The sequence below is a fragment of the Martelella mangrovi genome (assembly GCF_040545495.1).
Lineage (GTDB): Bacteria > Pseudomonadota > Alphaproteobacteria > Rhizobiales > Rhizobiaceae > Martelella > Martelella mangrovi.
The window spans coordinates 193,451-209,368 of record NZ_JBEPLY010000006.1; the positions used below are offsets into that span (position 1 = coordinate 193,451).

At 60.1% G+C, this 15,918-nt stretch carries 13 protein-coding genes and 1 riboswitch; of the genes, 7 read left to right on the forward strand and 6 right to left on the reverse strand.

Annotated features, from left to right (window positions below):
- The first annotated feature begins 100 nt into the window (after positions 1-100).
- The 4 genes from ABID12_RS11060 (at position 101) to ABID12_RS11075 (ending at position 5,286) form a co-directional block, all read left to right on the forward strand.
- The gene (locus ABID12_RS11060) at positions 101-826 is read left to right on the forward strand and encodes a GntR family transcriptional regulator (protein WP_106308191.1); all 726 of its coding nucleotides are present in this window, start codon (positions 101-103) and stop codon (positions 824-826) included.
- A gap of 103 nt (positions 827-929) precedes the next feature.
- Positions 930-1,703, forward strand: coding sequence for a YrhK family protein (locus tag ABID12_RS11065; RefSeq protein ID WP_354434243.1), 774 nt, complete (start codon positions 930-932; stop codon positions 1,701-1,703).
- A gap of 112 nt (positions 1,704-1,815) precedes the next feature.
- Positions 1,816-3,432 carry an FMN-binding glutamate synthase family protein gene (locus tag ABID12_RS11070; protein WP_354434244.1) on the forward strand — a complete coding sequence of 539 codons (1,617 nt, stop codon included), beginning with the start codon at positions 1,816-1,818 and terminating at the stop codon, positions 3,430-3,432.
- A 246-nt stretch (positions 3,433-3,678) separates the two neighbouring features.
- Positions 3,679-5,286 carry an APC family permease gene (locus ABID12_RS11075; protein ID WP_354434245.1) on the forward strand — a complete coding sequence of 536 codons (1,608 nt, stop codon included), beginning with the start codon at positions 3,679-3,681 and terminating at the stop codon, positions 5,284-5,286.
- 68 nt (positions 5,287-5,354) lie between these two features.
- Here the strand turns inward: ABID12_RS11075 and apaG are convergent, their stop codons facing one another.
- A complete protein-coding gene (gene apaG, locus ABID12_RS11080) occupies positions 5,355-5,747 on the reverse strand; it encodes a Co2+/Mg2+ efflux facilitator ApaG/CorD (RefSeq protein WP_106308179.1) in 393 nt (130 codons plus the stop codon).
- Positions 5,748-5,786: 39 nt separating this feature from the next.
- Positions 5,787-6,971: an O-succinylhomoserine sulfhydrylase gene (locus ABID12_RS11085; RefSeq protein ID WP_354434246.1), complete on the reverse strand. Its 1,185-nt coding sequence runs from the start codon at positions 6,969-6,971 to the stop codon at positions 5,787-5,789.
- Positions 6,972-7,004: 33 nt separating this feature from the next.
- A riboswitch (SAM riboswitch) is annotated at positions 7,005-7,082 on the reverse strand.
- A 69-nt stretch (positions 7,083-7,151) separates the two neighbouring features.
- Here ABID12_RS11085 and ABID12_RS11090 point away from each other — a divergent pair.
- On the forward strand, positions 7,152-8,240 hold the full coding sequence (locus ABID12_RS11090) for a 2'-deoxycytidine 5'-triphosphate deaminase (protein WP_354434247.1): 1,089 nt from the start codon (positions 7,152-7,154) through the stop codon (positions 8,238-8,240).
- Between the two features lie 252 nt (positions 8,241-8,492).
- Here the strand turns inward: ABID12_RS11090 and ABID12_RS11095 are convergent, their stop codons facing one another.
- The 4 genes from ABID12_RS11095 to ABID12_RS11110 all read right to left on the reverse strand — a co-directional run bounded on the left by ABID12_RS11095 (position 8,493) and on the right by ABID12_RS11110 (position 13,521).
- Positions 8,493-9,938, reverse strand: a complete 1,446-nt coding sequence (locus tag ABID12_RS11095; protein ID WP_354434248.1) for a homospermidine synthase — start codon at positions 9,936-9,938, stop codon at positions 8,493-8,495.
- A 278-nt stretch (positions 9,939-10,216) separates the two neighbouring features.
- A complete protein-coding gene (locus ABID12_RS11100) occupies positions 10,217-10,504 on the reverse strand; it encodes a YciI family protein (protein WP_319517783.1) in 288 nt (95 codons plus the stop codon).
- Between the two features lie 22 nt (positions 10,505-10,526).
- Positions 10,527-11,666 (reverse strand): aminodeoxychorismate synthase component I, encoded by a 1,140-nt coding sequence (locus ABID12_RS11105; RefSeq protein WP_354434249.1) that lies wholly within the window; start codon positions 11,664-11,666, stop codon positions 10,527-10,529.
- A 1-nt stretch (position 11,667) separates the two neighbouring features.
- Positions 11,668-13,521, reverse strand: a complete 1,854-nt coding sequence (locus ABID12_RS11110) for a M3 family oligoendopeptidase (RefSeq protein ID WP_354434250.1) — start codon at positions 13,519-13,521, stop codon at positions 11,668-11,670.
- Positions 13,522-13,902: 381 nt separating this feature from the next.
- Between ABID12_RS11110 and ABID12_RS11115 the strand changes: the two genes are divergently transcribed.
- Positions 13,903-15,549, forward strand: coding sequence for a peptidoglycan L,D-endopeptidase MepK (locus tag ABID12_RS11115; RefSeq protein WP_435528214.1), 1,647 nt, complete (start codon positions 13,903-13,905; stop codon positions 15,547-15,549).
- A gap of 61 nt (positions 15,550-15,610) precedes the next feature.
- Positions 15,611-15,865, forward strand: coding sequence for an ArsR/SmtB family transcription factor (locus ABID12_RS11120; RefSeq protein WP_106308161.1), 255 nt, complete (start codon positions 15,611-15,613; stop codon positions 15,863-15,865).
- Positions 15,866-15,918 lie beyond the last annotated feature (53 nt).

Genomic DNA, 15,918 nt, shown 5'->3' on the forward strand with positions numbered 1-15,918 from the left:
TAATCTTTGCACGCAATGAGAAGGTCAAATTGTGTGCAATCTGGAGAAAGGTTCAGTTCGGCTGTTTGCAAACAAAAAATGCGGCGCTAAAAGGCAGATTATGAAACATCAGATCGAACTCTCGGAGACACCGCAACTTCCGCCGGATGCGTCGCAGGAAGACAGGGCGGCCAGTATTCGCGACGCATTGCGGGATGCGATTGTCGACAGAAGGCTTGCACCCGGAACGCGCCTGCCGGAGGCCGAAGTCGGCACGCTTTTCAATGTCAGCCGCACGGTTGCCCGCTCTGCATTGCAGATGCTGACCTTCGAAGGTGTTGTCCAGACCGAGCGCAACCGGGGGGCGTGTGTATCCAATCCGACGCCGGAAGAAGCGCGACAGGTGTTTGCCGCAAGGCGGCTGATCGAACCGAGCCTGATCACGATGGCGATCGGGCACATGACGCCCGCCGATATCGCACGATTCCGCACGCATCTGGCGCATGAAAACCACCACAAGGCGCAGCGCGGCGTGGCGGCGAAACGGCTTGAGATCAAGGCTTCCGGTGATTTTCACCTGATGATTGCCGCCCTTTCCGGCAATGCCGTGCTGGAAAAATTCATGAACGAACTGGTGGTGCGCTCCTCGCTGGTGATTGCGCTTTACGGCCGCTCCGGCGTGTCGAGCTGCGGTCATTCCGAACACGAGGATATTCTGAACGCGCTGGAGGCCGGTGACGGCGAACGCGCGACCCAGACCATGCTGCATCATCTCGATTTGATGGAAAGCGACCTCGATCTGCGCCCGCGCGACGGCCTGACGCTGAAAGAGGCTCTGGCGATCTAGGCCGGGACGGCAGGGCGCCCGCCCGGATTTTGTGCATTACCGGGGCTTTTCAACCGCTTTTATGCACGCCATGATCGCCGCGACAGAAGGAGTAGCACCCCCAATGCCGCATATGTTCGTGAACCGCCCGCGCATGCATGACTTCGTTGCTGACGATCCGGCAGTCAGAAAGAACTTCCGATGGGAAACCATCAACGCGGCGGCCTATCAGCTGGGCGGTGCAGTCTTCATTTTCGGCAGTATCTGTTTTTTCCCCTCGCTTTCGGCCTATGCCGATCTCGGGGCGTGGATCTTTTTCTTCGGATCGCTTCTCTATCTGCTCGTCACCGGACATGACCTGATCGAAGTGTTCGCCTATGCCAGGGAGCGCAAGAACCCGGCCACCATCTGGGACCGGCTGGAGTTCTGGGCTGCCTGGACCTATGTTTCCGGCACGCTTCTGTTCGTGGCCGGCAGTATCTTTTTTCTCTCCGATGTCGGCTGGTACATCGCCGGTGCCTGGTGTTTCATCATCGGCAGCGTGCTTTTCGTGATCGGTGCCGTGATCAACGTCATCCAGATCGTGCAGGCGGACGACCTCGTCACCCTTCAGATGATGAACCTGACCGCGGTGACCTTCGTGGTCGGCTCAACCCTGTTTGCCGTCGCCTCGATCCCCTATCTGTGGAACCTCGCAAACGCGGCCGACGAGGCCAGGCTGGATGCCTTCCTCGCCTGGCAGTACCTTGTCGGCAGTGTTCTGTTTTTCGTCGGCGGTCTTCTCAATTATCGTCGTGCCTACCGGATTGTGGCGCAGGCTCTGGGCAAGCCGACCCAGTTTGGCAAATATCCGGTCAAGCCGCTGGCGCCGCACAGGAAAAAGCCCTGGGAACACTAGTTCTTACTTGCGGTAGCAAAGGAATCCATTATTCCCTGAGGTTGCGCTGTGTATGCTAGCCAGATTGCACGTGTTCTGGTAGCGCAGGAAGACAACAAAGGAGAGGTTCCCGATGGTTGATATGCTTCTGCGGTGCATCGTGCCGATTGCGGCTGCTTTCTTTACGGTGGTGGCGATTGCGGCCGGATGGTTCTGGATATTGCTGTTCACGATCCCGGCACTTGCCGTTGCGGCCTATGACTGGTTCCAGTCATCCTGGACGATCACACGGAACTATCCTGCTGCGGGGCGTCTGCGCTGGCTGGCGCTGTCGCTTCGGCCCTTCATCCGCGCCTATGCGGTGGAAGACGATACGCACGGAACGCCCTATTCCTATGCCGCGCGCGAATTGATCAAGACCCGCTCGCACGGGCTTGCCGATACTATTCCCTTCGGGACGGAACTTGATTTCTACGAGGAGCCGCATCACTGGATCTCGCACTCCATGGTGCCCGAGCGGAACCCTGATCTGTCTCCGCGGGTGATGGTCGGCAACGAACAGAGCTCGAAACCTTATTCGGCCTCGATCCTCAATATTTCGGCGATGAGTTTCGGCGCGCTTTCCGCCAATGCCGTCAAGGCGATGAATATCGGCGCCCGCGACGGTGGTTTCTATCAGGATACGGGCGAGGGCGGTCTCAGCCGCCACCACCTCGAATATGGCGGTGACCTCGTATGGGAAATCGGCTCGGGCTATTTCGGCGCGCGTGACAAGGATGGCCACTTCGATCCGGAAAAATTCCGCGACAAGGCGTCCAATGATGCGGTCAAGATGACCGAAATCAAGGTCAGCCAGGGGGCCAAGCCCGGCCATGGCGGCATGCTTCTGGGTTCCAAGGTCACGCCCGAGATTGCCGAGGTGCGCGGTGTTCCGGTCTATGAGAACTGTCTGTCGCCGCGCGGGCATTCGGCGTTTTCCACGCCCGCGCAGATGCTGGAATTTGCCGCGTCGATGCGCGAGCTTTCCGGCGGCAAGCCCGTCGGCATCAAATTCTGCGTCGGTCAGCCGCATGAACCCTTCGCGCTGGTCAAGGCGATGATGACCACCGGCATCTATCCGGATTTCATCGTCGTCGACGGCGCGGAAGGCGGCACGGGGGCAGCGCCGCTTGAGCTTGCCGACTGGGTGGGCATGCCGCTTTGGGACGGGCTTCTTCTGATGCGCAACGCGCTGGTCGGCGCGGGTCTGAAACAGCATGTCAGGCTGGCGGGCAGCGGCAAGGTGTTTTCCGGCATGGGGCTTGCCCACAATCTGGCGTTGGGCGCCGACTGGTGCAACGCGGCGCGCGCCTTCATGATGTCTGTCGGCTGTATTCAGGCCCAGCGCTGTCACACCGGCACCTGTCCCACCGGGGTGACCACCCAGGACAAGTGGCGCCAGCGCGCCCTTGTGCCCGAGGAACAGGGGCGCCACGCCGCCCGCTTTCACAAGAAGACGCTTGAAGCACTGGCCGATATCGTCGCGGCCTGTGGCTACGCCCATCCGCAGGACCTGCAGCCGCACCACATCATGCACCGGGTTGGCTCGCATGAATCCGTGCCGCTGGACAAGCTGCATCCCTTCCTGGCTGAAGGCGTGCTGTTGTCCGATCCGGATTCCACGATCTATGCCGACTGGTGGCGTGCGGCAAGTTCCGACAGCTTCCGCCCGGTCGAAGATCTGGTCAAGCTTCGGGCGAGCAATGCCTAGTCCGGCCAATGCTTGGCCCGAGCGCCCTTCTTTCTCCGCAATAAGAGCGGAGAATTTCTCGACTTTCGGGTCAAAGCCTGTGTTCACGTCGACAGCAGAATCTGACGGAACGACGCGTAAATAAGTTGACACGAAATTACGTGCGCATGAATACTCATAATTGCAGAAATGCAAATTCACTGTAGTGAGCCAGCAGGGGTGGTCAGCTGCGTTCGATAAAACGCGTTACGCTGGGGGAGCACCAAAATGGCAATGCGACGCGATATTGGCCTGGTTGGACTGACTTTTGTCGCCGTGGGCGGCGTTCTGGGATCGGGGTGGTTGTTTGCACCACTCGATACGGCCCAGCTGGCCGGTCCGGCCTCGATTATTTCTTGGTTGATCGGGGCAGTGGCGATGCTGCTGATCGCCCTGACCTATGCAGAAAACTCGACACTTTTTCCGATTGCGGGCGGCATCGCCCGTATTCCGCAATTTTCCCACGGGCGGCTTCTGGCGCTGGCCATGGGGTGGAGCGCATGGGTGGGCTATTGCACCACCGCGCCGATCGAGGTGAAGGCCTCGCTCGGCTATGCCTCCTCCTACCTTCCGTGGCTGACCAATGCCGCCGGCGGGCTGACCCTGGCGGGCTATCTTGCCGCCGCCCTCTTCCTCGCGGTGCTGACGGTGGTCAATGTTTTCGGTGTTGCCTGGTTTGCCCGTATCAACACGACGATGACCTGGTTCAAGTTGGTCGTCCCGGTGATTTTCATCGTCGCCATCATTGCTGCACGGTTCGAGCCATCGAATTTCACATCTGCGGGCGGTTTTGCGCCGTTCGGGGTGCCGGGCATCTTCGCCGCGGTATCGACCGGCGGGGTTGTCTTTGCCTTTATCGGGTTCCGGCATGCCATTGATCTGGCCGGTGAAGTGAAAAATGCGCAACGGGTGATCCCGCTGGCGCTGATTTTCTCGGTGCTCATCTGCCTGGCGATCTATATCGGTCTGCAGGTCGCCTTTGTCGGCGCCATCGACCCGGCGTCTCTGGCCAATGGCTGGCAGACGATCGAGGCCAGCCACGAACTGGGCCCGCTCGGTGCGCTGGCCACCTCGGTCGGCGTTCTCTGGTTGCTGAGCATGTTGAATGTCGCGGCCGTGATCTCGCCGGCCGGCAGCGGCCTCGTCTCGGTCGGCTCCAACGCCCGTCTGGCGCTTGCGATGTCGAATAATGGCGTATTTCCGCGCCTTTTTGCGAGGCTGAACGTCCATGGCGTGCCGCTGTGGGCGCTGCTCCTCAACTATGTCGTGGCGCTGTTCATGCTGGTCGTCCTGCCGTTCCAGGAAATTCTCGCGCTCAACAGTGCAGCTGTGGTTCTGTCGTTCATTGCCGGTCCGGTTTCGATGGTCGCCTTCCGCTATCTCGCGCCCAATGCACACCGTCCCTTTGTGGTGCCGGCAGCCGGCCTCACCGGCGCTGTTGCCTTCATGATTGCAAGCTTGATGATCTACTGGTCGGGCTGGAGCACGATCTGGCTGCTGATTGCGCTTCTGGCCGTTGGCGCGGCGCTGTTCTTCCTCAGGCTGGCGGTGATCGGGCGTGAGGACCTTGAGCCGATGAGCGCGGTCTGGTTCGGCGTCTATATGGCCGGGATCGCCGTTCTCTCCTATCTCGGCGGCTATGGCGGCGGTCTCGGGGTCATCCCTCATCCGATCGATTCGATCCTGGCTGCCCTGCTGTCGATCCTGGTGTTCCTGATGGCGGTGCGAGGCCGGGTTTCGCAGGAGGTCTTCGACCGGTTCCGCAGGGAACAGCGCGATATCGAGCTGCAGGAATATGACGGCGACGATGTCGAGGATGTCATGTCACGCGGGTAAGCGCTAAGGTTTTGGTGAAATCGGAAAACCGCTCTTTCCAGCAGGAGGGGCGGTTTTCGTTTCCGCGCTCAGTGATGCGGGCGATCTTCGTAGGGCGAATCGAGAGAAAACGGTGGGATTGCCACCTTTAGCAGACGGTTATCGCCGGTGCGCATCACGTAATGGCCGACCATGATGCCCGAGGCCGTATCGAGCGGAGCGGCTGACTGATAGGAAAAGCGTTCGCCGCTGGCGAGAACCGGCTGTTTGCCGGCAACGCCGGGGCCGTTGACGACTTCAACAGCCCCGTCGGCATTGGTGATGGTCCAGTAGCGGGAGATGATCTGGACCTCGATTGCACCGTGATTGACGATCTCGATGTCATAGGCCCAGACGAACTGGTCCTCTGAAGGGGAGGAGTGTTCGTCGAGAAAACGGGTTTCCACCCTGACTTCGACTTCATCCGTCGTTATGCTCTCCAATGGCCGCCTCCGATCGGTCCCGAGCCGCAATCTTGACGCTTATCCCGGCAGTTTTGCAAGTGCCTGGGCAAAATCGTCAATCAGATCATCGGTATCCTCGATGCCGGCGGAAAACCGGATCGTGCCGCCGGTAATGCCGAGTTCGGCGCGTGCCTCGTCGGAAAGGTTCTTGTGCGTCGTGGTCGCCGGATGGGTGATCAGGCTCTTGGCATCGCCGAGATTGTTGGAGATCGAGACGATGTCCAGCGTGTCCTGCAGCGCGAAGGCCGCTTCCTTGCCGCCCTTCAGTTCAAAGGCGATCAGCGTCGAACCGGCCGTCATCTGCTTGCTGATGATGTCGGCCTGGGGGTGGTCGGCACGGCCGGGATAGATTACGCGGGCCACCTGTTTCTGATCGGCGAGGAAGTCGGCGATCTTTCCCGCACTGGCCGTCTGCTGGCGCACACGCAGCGGGAAGGTTTCCAGCCCCTTCATCAACAGCCAGGCATTGAAGGGCGAAAGTGCCGGACCGGTATGGCGGAAATAGTCCTGCAGTTCCTCCTCGATCCATTCCTTCGACGACAGGATGACGCCGCCAAGGCAGCGGCCCTGACCGTCGATATGCTTGGTGGCCGAATAGATGACGACATCGGCGCCCAGTTCGAGCGGCTTCTGGTAGAGCGCGGTGGCAAATACGTTGTCGACCACGAGGCGGGCACCGGCCTGATGGGCAAGGTCGGCGACGGCCTTGATATCGACAACCTCAAGCGTCGGATTGGTCGGGCTTTCGAGGAAGAACAGTTTTGTATTGGGCCTGACGGCGGCTTCCCAGGTGGCGATATCGCGGCCATCGACCAGCGTGCATTCAATGCCGTATTTCGGCGCCAGCGTTTCCACGACCCAGCGGCAGGAACCGAACAGCGCACGGGCGGCAACGATATGATCGCCGGCATTCAGCTGACACAGGATGGCGGCGGAGACGGCGGCCATGCCCGATGCTGTGGCGCGGGCATCTTCCGCCCCTTCCAGCGCGCACATGCGCTGCTCGAACATGGCATTGGTCGGGCTGCCGTAACGGGCGTAGATGAAGCCATCGTCCTCGCCCTTGAAGCGCGCCTCGGCTGCGGCGGAGTTTTCATAAAGAAAGCCCTGCGTCATGAAGATGCCTTCCGACATCTCGCCATACTGCGAGCGCAGGCTGCCTGCATGAACGAGTTTGGTTTGCGGACGCAAGGACTTCTTCATCTTCTTTCTCCAAACAAAAAAACCGGTCGCGAAGGGACCGGTTACCCGGTCTTTTAGCGAGTTGTTTTACGTGGCTGCAAGCCGACCGGCCAAATCACCACAGGGATAATGCGGCATAATCCCTCTAAGCGCTTGCGTCAATTCTGAAAGATTGGTTTTGTCGGCCAACAGGAGCAAAACATGTCAAAGAAGCCCGGAATACTGGCCGATCACGCCATTGCCGCATTACTCGAGCACAACAACCTGACGACTGTCAGTCCGCTCGATCATGACCAGATTCAGCCCGCAAGTCTCGACCTCAGGCTTGGCGCCAAAGCCTATCGGGTGCGCGCCAGTTTTCTGCCTGGCCCGCAACACCGGGTGAGCGACAAGCTTGAACGGCTCAGCATGCACGAGATCGACCTGACGCAAGGCGCGGTGCTGGAAACCGGCTGCGTCTATATTGTCGAACTGATGGAGGGGTTGAACCTGCCGGAAAACCTGTCGGCCTCGACCAACCCGAAAAGCTCGACCGGACGGCTCGATATCTTCACCCGGGTGATCACCGATTTCGCACAGGAATTCGATATCATCCCGGCAGGTTACGAGGGACGGCTTTATCTCGAAATTTCACCGCGGACCTTTCCTGTCATCGTGCGGCAGGGCTCGCGGCTTTCACAGATCCGCTTCCGCTCCGGCCATGCGGTGCTTGCCGAAGATGCGCTGATGGTGCTGCACCGCGCCGAAACGCTGGTGGCCAGCGACATGCCCAACATTTCCGATGGCGGCATCGCGCTTTCGATCGATCTGGAGGGCGAAGGGCTGGTCGGTTATCGCGGCAAGCACCACACCGGTGTCATCGATGTCGACCGCAAGGCCGGTTACGATATTCTCGATTTCTGGGAGCCGATCGAGGGGCGCGGCAAGGGGGAGCTGATCCTCGACCCGGACGAATTCTATATTCTCGTCTCGCGCGAAGCCGTCCACGTGCCGCCGCTTTATGCCGCGGAGATGACGCCATTCGATCCGCTGGTCGGCGAATTCCGCGTTCATTATGCCGGCTTTTTCGATCCGGGCTTCGGCCATGCGGGTGCCGGCGGCAAGGGCGCGCGCGCGGTGCTGGAGGTCAGAAGCCACGAGGTGCCGTTTATCCTCGAGCACGGCCAGATCGTCGGCCGCCTTGTCTACGAGCACATGATGGACCCGCCGACGGCGCTTTACGGCTCGGGGCTGGGCTCGAATTATCAGGCGCAGGGGCTGAAGCTGTCGAAGCATTTTCGGGTGGGGTGAGACGCGGATTCGAGCAAGGAAACCGGGCGGTCGAATTGCCGGCGTTGGGGCACATCTTCGGTGTTTCCCGAACGCGGTCTCCTTCAACGTGTGTCATGCTCGGGCTTGACCCGAGCATCCAGCTACGTCTGTCGCGAGAAACGTAAGCGCTGGCGCTGCGGCGAGCCGACCGCCAGCGTCGGCCGTGTGGACACGTGTTTGGATCCTCGGGTCAAGCCCGAGGATGACGCATCGCGATTGGCGAACCAGTTCTCAGAACTGCACCAGAATGTTCTTGAACTGCCAGGGGTCTTTCTCGTCCTTGCGCTCCTCGAAGAAGGTCTGGCGGTCGGTGAGCGGGGTCCAGTCGGTGTAGTGGCCCTCGACGGGGCCGAGGTAGGGAGACTGGATTTCAAGGCAGCGGCGATAGTCCATTTCGTCTGTTTCGACGATACCGGCTTCCGGGTTTTCCAGCGCCCAGACCATGCCGGCGAGAACGGCGGAGGTGACCTGAAGCGCCGTTGCGTTCTGATAGGGCACCAGATCGCGGGTTTCCTCGATCGAAAGCCTTGAGCCGTACCAGTAGGCGTTCTTGTCGTGGCCGTAGAGCAGCACGCCGAGTTCGTCGATCCCGGTCAGGATATCGGCTTCTTCCAGCACCAGGCTTTCCGGCTGCGCATTGCCGCCATTGCCGAACATTTCATCAAGGGAGAGTACGGCGACATCGGCCGGATGGTAGGCATAGTGGCAGGTTGGCCGGTAGGTCACCTCGTCCTTGTCGTTTTTAACCGTGAAGTAGTCGGCAATCGAAACCGATTCATTGTGGGTGACGAGGAAGCCGTATTGGGGACCGGGCGTCGGGCACCAGCTTCTCACCCGCGTATTGGCGCCGGGCTGCTCGAGATAGATCGAGGCCTTGCAGCCCTTCTTGTGGTTCTTGGCATTTTTCGGCATCCATTTTTCGTGCGTGCCCCAGCCAAGTTCGGCGGGCTGCATGCCCTCGGCCACGAAGCCTTCGACCGACCATGTGTTCCAGAATGTGTTCTGCGGGCGCAAAAACTTGGAGCGCTGGGTGTCGCGTTCGGCGATATGAACGCCCTTGACGCCGGCATCCTTCATCAGCTGCGCCCAGCCCTCGCGGTCGTCCGCCATCGGCTCGACGAAATTCATGGCCGTGTCGCGGGCCAGATTGACGAGCGCCTGCTTGACGAACCACGACACCATGCCGGGATTGGCCCCGCAGCAGGAAACGGCGGTGGTGCCGCCGGGGTTCTTGCGCTTTTCCTTGCGCACCGTTTCGCGCAGCGCGTAGTTGGTGCGTGCGGCATTGTCGGCGTTTTCGTCGAAATAAAACCCGAGCCAGGGTTCGATCACGGTGTCGATGTAAAGCACGCCGAGCGAGCGGCAGAGCTTCATCAGGTCGAGCGACGAGGTGTCGACGGACAGGTTCACGCAAAAGCCCTGGCCATCGCCTTCGGTCAGAAGCGGTTCCAGCAGTTCCTCGTAATTGTCCTTGGTTACGGCGGCATGGATGAAGCGGACGCCGTGGTTCGCCGCGATATTGGCGTGGGCATCGTTGGGGTCGATAATCACCATGCGCGACTTGTCGAAATTGAAATGCCGCTCGATCAGGGGCAGGGCGCCTCTCCCGATGGACCCGAAACCGATCATGACAATGGGTCCGGTGATTTCGGCGTGGATCGGGTATTCCTGAAGCATTTCCGTTTCCTTCTCGGTTGGTGCCAGCGCACGAAGCGATTGCCGCGAACGCAAGGGAAATCCTGGCGCGGCTGTTTTGTTCCCCGACGCCTGCTGTCGCGCATGAAGCGTGACCACAGCGTCGCGCAACAGTAAAGCGGATTTGTTGCCGCCATTCCAGAAGTCAGTTCAAAACTTCTCCAAGATGATCGCGAAGGGCATCGATATCGGCGTCCTTCATGCCCTTGTAGGATCGGGCGCAGGGCAACATCCGGAAGGGGCGTTCGCTGGTCATACCGTCACGACGACTTCAGCCCTTCGGCGCTGGCGATGGTTCTGGAAAAATCCACTTCGGTCAGTTCGTAGGTTGCCACGCCCTCGCTGACGAAGGGGTCGGTTTCGCAGATCGTGCGCACCGCCTCCAGGCTGCCGCGCGCGATGATGACGCCGCCGGTGCGGGGAACCTTGCGTCCCGAGGCGATGAAATCGCCACTGGCATAATGGCGGTTCAACCATTCGATATGGCCGTCGAAATGCTTCTCGACAGCTTCCATGGGCGCCACATAGGTCAGCGAAATCAGGATCATCGCGGTCTCCTTAATCGGCCGGTTAACCGGCCGGCGCGGCGGACAGGTCGCCGGCGGCAAAACGGGCTTTCAGCAAGGCTTCTTCATATTCGGCGCGCGCGGTCGAATCAAGGACAACGCCGCCGCCGACATTGAACACCGCCCGCCCGTCATCGAACAGCGTGATCGTGCGGATGGCGACATTGAAGCGCATGGTGCCGTCCGGCGCGATATGGCCGATCGCGCCGCAATAGGCGCCACGCGGCCCGTCTTCCAGCGCCTGCAGGATTTTCATCGCCGATATCTTCGGCGCGCCGGTGATCGAGCCGCAGGGAAACAGTGCGGCGAAAATCGATTGCAGGTCAGCATCGGCATTCAGCTTCGCACGCACATGGCTGACCATCTGGTGAAGGGTCGGATATGTCTCGATTGCAAACAGTTTCGGCACATGCACGCTGCCCGGTTCGGCAATCCGCGAGATGTCGTTGCGCAGCAGGTCGACGATCATGCAGTTTTCGGCAAGCGTCTTGTCGTCATCCAGCATTGCCGCGATGATCGCCTCGTCTTCGGCCGGAGTGGCCCCGCGCGCGGCCGTTCCCTTCATCGGATGGGTTTCGATGAAACCGTCGCTGTCGACCGAAAAGAACAGTTCCGGCGAACGCGAGAGAATGCGCGGTCCGGCAAGGTCGACATAGGCGCCGTAGCGCACCGGCTGACGTTCGGCAAAGCCATGAAAGGCTTCAACCGGATCGCCGCTCCAGCGGGCATGAACCGCGAATGTCAGATTGCCCTGGTAGCAGTCGCCGGCCATCAGATGGGCATGCAGGTTTTCGAAACGCCGGCGATAGGCCGCAAAATCCCAGGCGGGGCGAACGCCGGAGAGGAAGGGACTTTCCACGCTGGCGGTCGCGAGACCGGTCTTTGCGGGCGCATCGAAAACCCCGAAACAGATATAGGGCGTTTCCCCTTTTTCAGGCGGATGCGCGGAAAAGGCGGGGTCCAGCAGGAACCCCGCCTCGTAAGAGATGTAGCCCGCCAGCCAGTGGCCTGCGGCGCGGGCTTCTTCCATGTGGGCGAAGGCGCCCGGCACATCTGCCGGGGTTTCGGCCACAATCAGCGCATGCGGGTCGCAAAAGCTCAGCATGCGACCGGCAAGGTCGTCCCGGAAGACGGCGCGCTTCATCCTATTCCTTGTCGAGTGCTTCGAGTTCGTCGATCAGGCCCTCGATCATCGAAAGCCCCTTGCTCCAGAAGGCCGGGTCGGATGCGTCGAGGCCGAACGGCTTCAGCAGTTCGGAATGGTGCTTGGTGCCGCCGGCCTTCAGCATCTCGAAATACTTGTCCTGAAAGCCGCTTTCGGCATTCTGGTAGACGGCATAGAGCGAATTCACCAGGCAGTCGCCAAAGGCATAGGCATAGACATAGAACGGCGAATGGATGAAGTGGGGCACATAGCTCCAATAGGTCTCGTAGCCATCGGCAAGCTTGATCGCGGGCCCAAGGCTTTCGGCCTGTACCGACATCCACATGTCGTTGATCTGGTCTTCCGTCAGTTCGCCCTCGCGGCGGGCGGTATGGACCTTGCGCTCGAACTGGTAAAAGGCGATCTGGCGCACGACCGTGTTGATCATGTCCTCGACCTTCTGGGCGAGCATCGCCTTGCGCTTGGCCTTGTCGGAGGTCTGGGCAAGCAGTGCACGGAAGGTCAGCATTTCGCCGAAGACGGATGCCGTTTCGGCCAGCGTCAGCGGGGTCGAGCACATCAGCGCGCCCTGTTTGGCCGCCAGCACCTGATGCACGCCATGGCCGAGCTCGTGGGCGAGCGTCATCACATCGCGCGGCTTGCCGAGGTAGTTGACCAGAACATAAGGGTGGGCGGAGGGCACGGTCGGATGGGCAAAGGCGCCGGTGCGTTTTCCCTGGCGGATCGGGGCATCGATCCACTGCTCGTCGAAAAAGCGTCGGGCAATGCCGGCCATTTCCGGCGAAAACGCGCCATAGGCGGAAAGCACCGTGTCGCGTGCCTCGTCCCACGGGATAACGCGTTCGGCAGTGTCGGGCAGCGGCGCGTTACGGTCCCAGTAGTTCATCTGGTCCATGCCGAGCCATTTCGCCTTCATCGCGTAGTAGCGATGGGACAGGCGCGGATAGGCTTCGCGCACGGCTTCGGTAAGCGCATCGACAACCTCGCGCTCGACCCGGTTGGACAGGTGACGGCTGTCGGCGATATCCTCGAAGGCATGCCAGCGGCTGTTGATCTCGGTGTCTTTCGCCACCGTGTTCATGATCAGCGAAAATGTCGGCAGATTGTCCTTGAAGGTGGCGGCCAGCGCTTCCGCCGCCTTGCGACGTACCGGTTCCTTGGTGTCGCTCAAAAGGTTGAGCGCCTTTTCGATCGGCATTTCCTCGCCGTCCACGGTAAAGCGCATGCGGTCCATGGTCTGGTCGAACAGGCGGTTGAAGGCCTGATTGCCGGTCGTGGATTTTTCCATGAACAGCTGTTCGATCCGGTCATCGAGCTGATGCGGCTTTTCCAGCCTGAGGTCCAGCACCCAGGGACGGTAGCGGGCAAAGCGCGGATCGGCTTCAAGCGCCTTGTTGATCGTGTCCTCGTCCAGCCGGTTTAGCTCCAGTTCGAAGAACAGAAGGTCGGCATAGATTTCGGTAATCCGTGCAGAGGTGTCGCCGTAAAGCTTGCGCAGCGCCGGGTCTGCGGCGTTGGCATAATAGGAAAGCCCTGCAAACGAACCGAGACGTCCGAGCGTGTCGCCAAGCGCTTCATAGGCTTCGATGGCGGCGCCAAGGCCGTCATCGCCGGTTTTGGCGGCTGCCTCTGCAAGCTTGCCCTTCCAGCGGGTTGAGAAGGAGCGGGCCTGTTTGGCGGCTTCATCGAAAGCATTGTTGAATTCGGGCGAGGACGCGCCGGGATAAAGATGTGTGAGATCCCATTCGGGCAGCTGGCCCAGGGCCTCGTCGCCGGTCTCGGCCGCCTGAGCGGAGCTGTCAGCCGGAATGCGCGGAAATGAAGCGTTGAACATGGATCTGTCTTTCCTGTTTTTTATGCGGTCGTCGCCGTTGGGCTCGGCTTCAACATATGTGTCACGATGTCGCCCCGCAATCGCAAGCGCGGAAAATATCGCGCCAGTCTTCTATTGATAAAAATAGGCTCCGATGGAGGAAGTGTCGGGTTGATTTGCGACAAGGACTTAACACTTGCGAAAGGTTAATCGGTTATCGATGGCTCTAGGAATTTAACCAAATATTGCCTATAAAATGGCAAGCTGAAAGTCAGGCGGGAAATCTGCCTCGTTTGCGCCGCATTGGACCTTCAAAAAAGGGTCGCTGTCCGGGACCTTTGAAGAGCGCGGACAAAGCGGGGCCCCGATCAAGACATTCAGAGTATCCAGGGAGAGTTCGGTTTGACTGACCGTCCATCAAGCATATTCCTGAAACGGACCTTTGCCGTTCTGGCGATGCTTGCGGCCATGTTCTGCGTTTTCGGATTTGATCAGGCACGGGCGGAAACCCGGTCGCTGAAACTCTATTTCCTTCACACAGGCGAAAAAGCCGAGATCACCTTCAAGCGCAATGGCCGCTATGACAAGAAGGGGCTCGAGCAACTCAACTGGTTCCTGCGCGACTGGCGCCGCAAGGAGCCGACCACGATGAACCCCAAGCTGTTCGATCTGGTCTGGGAAGTATACCAGCAGGTCGGCGCGACGGATTATATCAATGTCGTCTCCGCCTATCGTTCGCCGCAGACCAACGCGATGCTGCGCAAGACATCGTCCGGCGTGGCCAAGAAGTCCCAGCATATGCTCGGCAATGCCATGGACTTCTTCATTCCCGGCGTGCCGCTGGCAAAACTGCGCGCGACCGCGATGAAGATGCAGCGCGGCGGCGTGGGCTATTATCCACGTTCCGGGTCTCCTTTCGTGCATCTGGACGTGGCGAGCGTGCGTGCATGGCCGCGCATGAGCCGAAGCCAGCTTGTTTCTCTGTTCCCGGAAGGGCATACGCTTCACCTTCCAGCCGACGGCAAGCCTTTGCCCGGATATCAGCAGGCTCTGGCCGAATACAAGGCCAAGGGCAGTGTGTCCGGTTCGCAGCCCGTACGGGTCGCCAGCAATAATAATACCGCGGATGACGGTGACGAGGACGAGGGGCGGACCCTGCTTTCGATGCTGTTCAACCGCGATCGCTCCGGCAATGACAGCAGCAGCTCCGGCGGCTCCCAGCAGCGTGCGGCAACCCCCACGCGCCAGACGGCGCCGGCGCAGCGGCCGGTCGATATCCTGACGGCGGCCGTGAGCTTCGACAATCTCGATATCCCTCTGCCGCTGACCCGTCCGGGCGTGGATAACGCTGAGCTCGGTACGCCGCTTGCAACGGCCCTTGTCGATCCCAACCCGCCGGAGGCGCAACCTGGTTTGGCGATCGCGGCCAACATTCCGCTTCCCCGCTCGCGACCGGCCTCACTCGGCCCGGAGCAGGGCATGACGGTGGGGGATGTGCTCGTGGCCGATGCTGCGGCACCTGTCGAGCCGGCGCCGGTTGAGGTTGCTTCGTTCGGCAATGATGCCGGTTTCGAAAATGATCGCTTCGGCTTTATCGATGGCGAAGTGCCGGTTCCAAGCCCGCGTCTTGCCTATGCCGGGCTGGATGAAGGCGCGCAGATCACGCCGGAGCAGATTCAGGCGGCAAGCCGCACGTCTGCCGGTGTGCCCGAGCCGACGCGTGACCCGCGCAAGTCAGCGCATAGCGAACTGGCGCGCAAGCTGTCGGTCATGGGCGAAACCACCGAAGTGGCCTATAACGAGGACAATGACTTCAGAACCCTGTTCCGCCCGAGTGTTGCGCGCATCAACGCGACGACACCTGAAGCGCCGGTCAAGGGTGACCGTCCGGGGTCGGTTCTTTCGGACAGTGCCGGCGAGGGTGCTGATACGTCAGATATAAGTAATGAAACAAGTAATGGATATCAGTCTGCAAGTTTAGAAAGAAAAGCAGACGGAAATACAAATCAACGTTCCATTGTTGAGTATTTCGATCAGGATAGGTTTTAACGTCTACTTTTGCATAAAAGAAGTACTTGTCGCGCCGATAACTTTGACGTAATGTGCCGGCATGACCACGTTTGATCCTTTTGTCGCAATCGCCGACCCCAATCGCCGCCATCTTCTGATGGCTATGCGGCGCGAGCCGAAAACGGTGACCGAGCTATCGGAAGGGTTGCCGATCAGCCGGCCGGCGGTGTCCCAGCACCTCAAAGCCTTGCTGGACAGCAAGCTTGTCCGGGTGACCCCGGTTGGCACGAAGCGTTTCTATGCCATTAATCCTGAAGGGTTTTCGGCACTTAGCAGCTGGATCCGGCAGTTCTGACGTCATTTTGAAGACAGGCATGTGCGCCTTTGAGACCGGACGGTTGGTTTTTC

Bases quoted from the DNA above. Each gene is read 5' to 3' on its own strand.
- ABID12_RS11060 (WP_106308191.1), top strand. From the start codon at position 101: ATGAAACATCAGATCGAACTCTCGGAGACACCGCAACTTCCGCCGGAT.
- ABID12_RS11065 (WP_354434243.1), top strand. From the start codon at position 930: ATGCCGCATATGTTCGTGAACCGCCCGCGCATGCATGACTTCGTTGCT.
- ABID12_RS11070 (WP_354434244.1), top strand. From the start codon at position 1,816: ATGGTTGATATGCTTCTGCGGTGCATCGTGCCGATTGCGGCTGCTTTC.
- ABID12_RS11075 (WP_354434245.1), top strand. From the start codon at position 3,679: ATGGCAATGCGACGCGATATTGGCCTGGTTGGACTGACTTTTGTCGCC.
- ABID12_RS11085 (WP_354434246.1), bottom strand. From the start codon at position 6,971: ATGAAGAAGTCCTTGCGTCCGCAAACCAAACTCGTTCATGCAGGCAGC.
- ABID12_RS11090 (WP_354434247.1), top strand. From the start codon at position 7,152: ATGTCAAAGAAGCCCGGAATACTGGCCGATCACGCCATTGCCGCATTA.
- ABID12_RS11095 (WP_354434248.1), bottom strand. From the start codon at position 9,938: ATGCTTCAGGAATACCCGATCCACGCCGAAATCACCGGACCCATTGTC.
- ABID12_RS11100 (WP_319517783.1), bottom strand. From the start codon at position 10,504: ATGATCCTGATTTCGCTGACCTATGTGGCGCCCATGGAAGCTGTCGAG.
- ABID12_RS11105 (WP_354434249.1), bottom strand. From the start codon at position 11,666: ATGAAGCGCGCCGTCTTCCGGGACGACCTTGCCGGTCGCATGCTGAGC.
- ABID12_RS11110 (WP_354434250.1), bottom strand. From the start codon at position 13,521: ATGTTCAACGCTTCATTTCCGCGCATTCCGGCTGACAGCTCCGCTCAG.
- ABID12_RS11120 (WP_106308161.1), top strand. From the start codon at position 15,611: ATGACCACGTTTGATCCTTTTGTCGCAATCGCCGACCCCAATCGCCGC.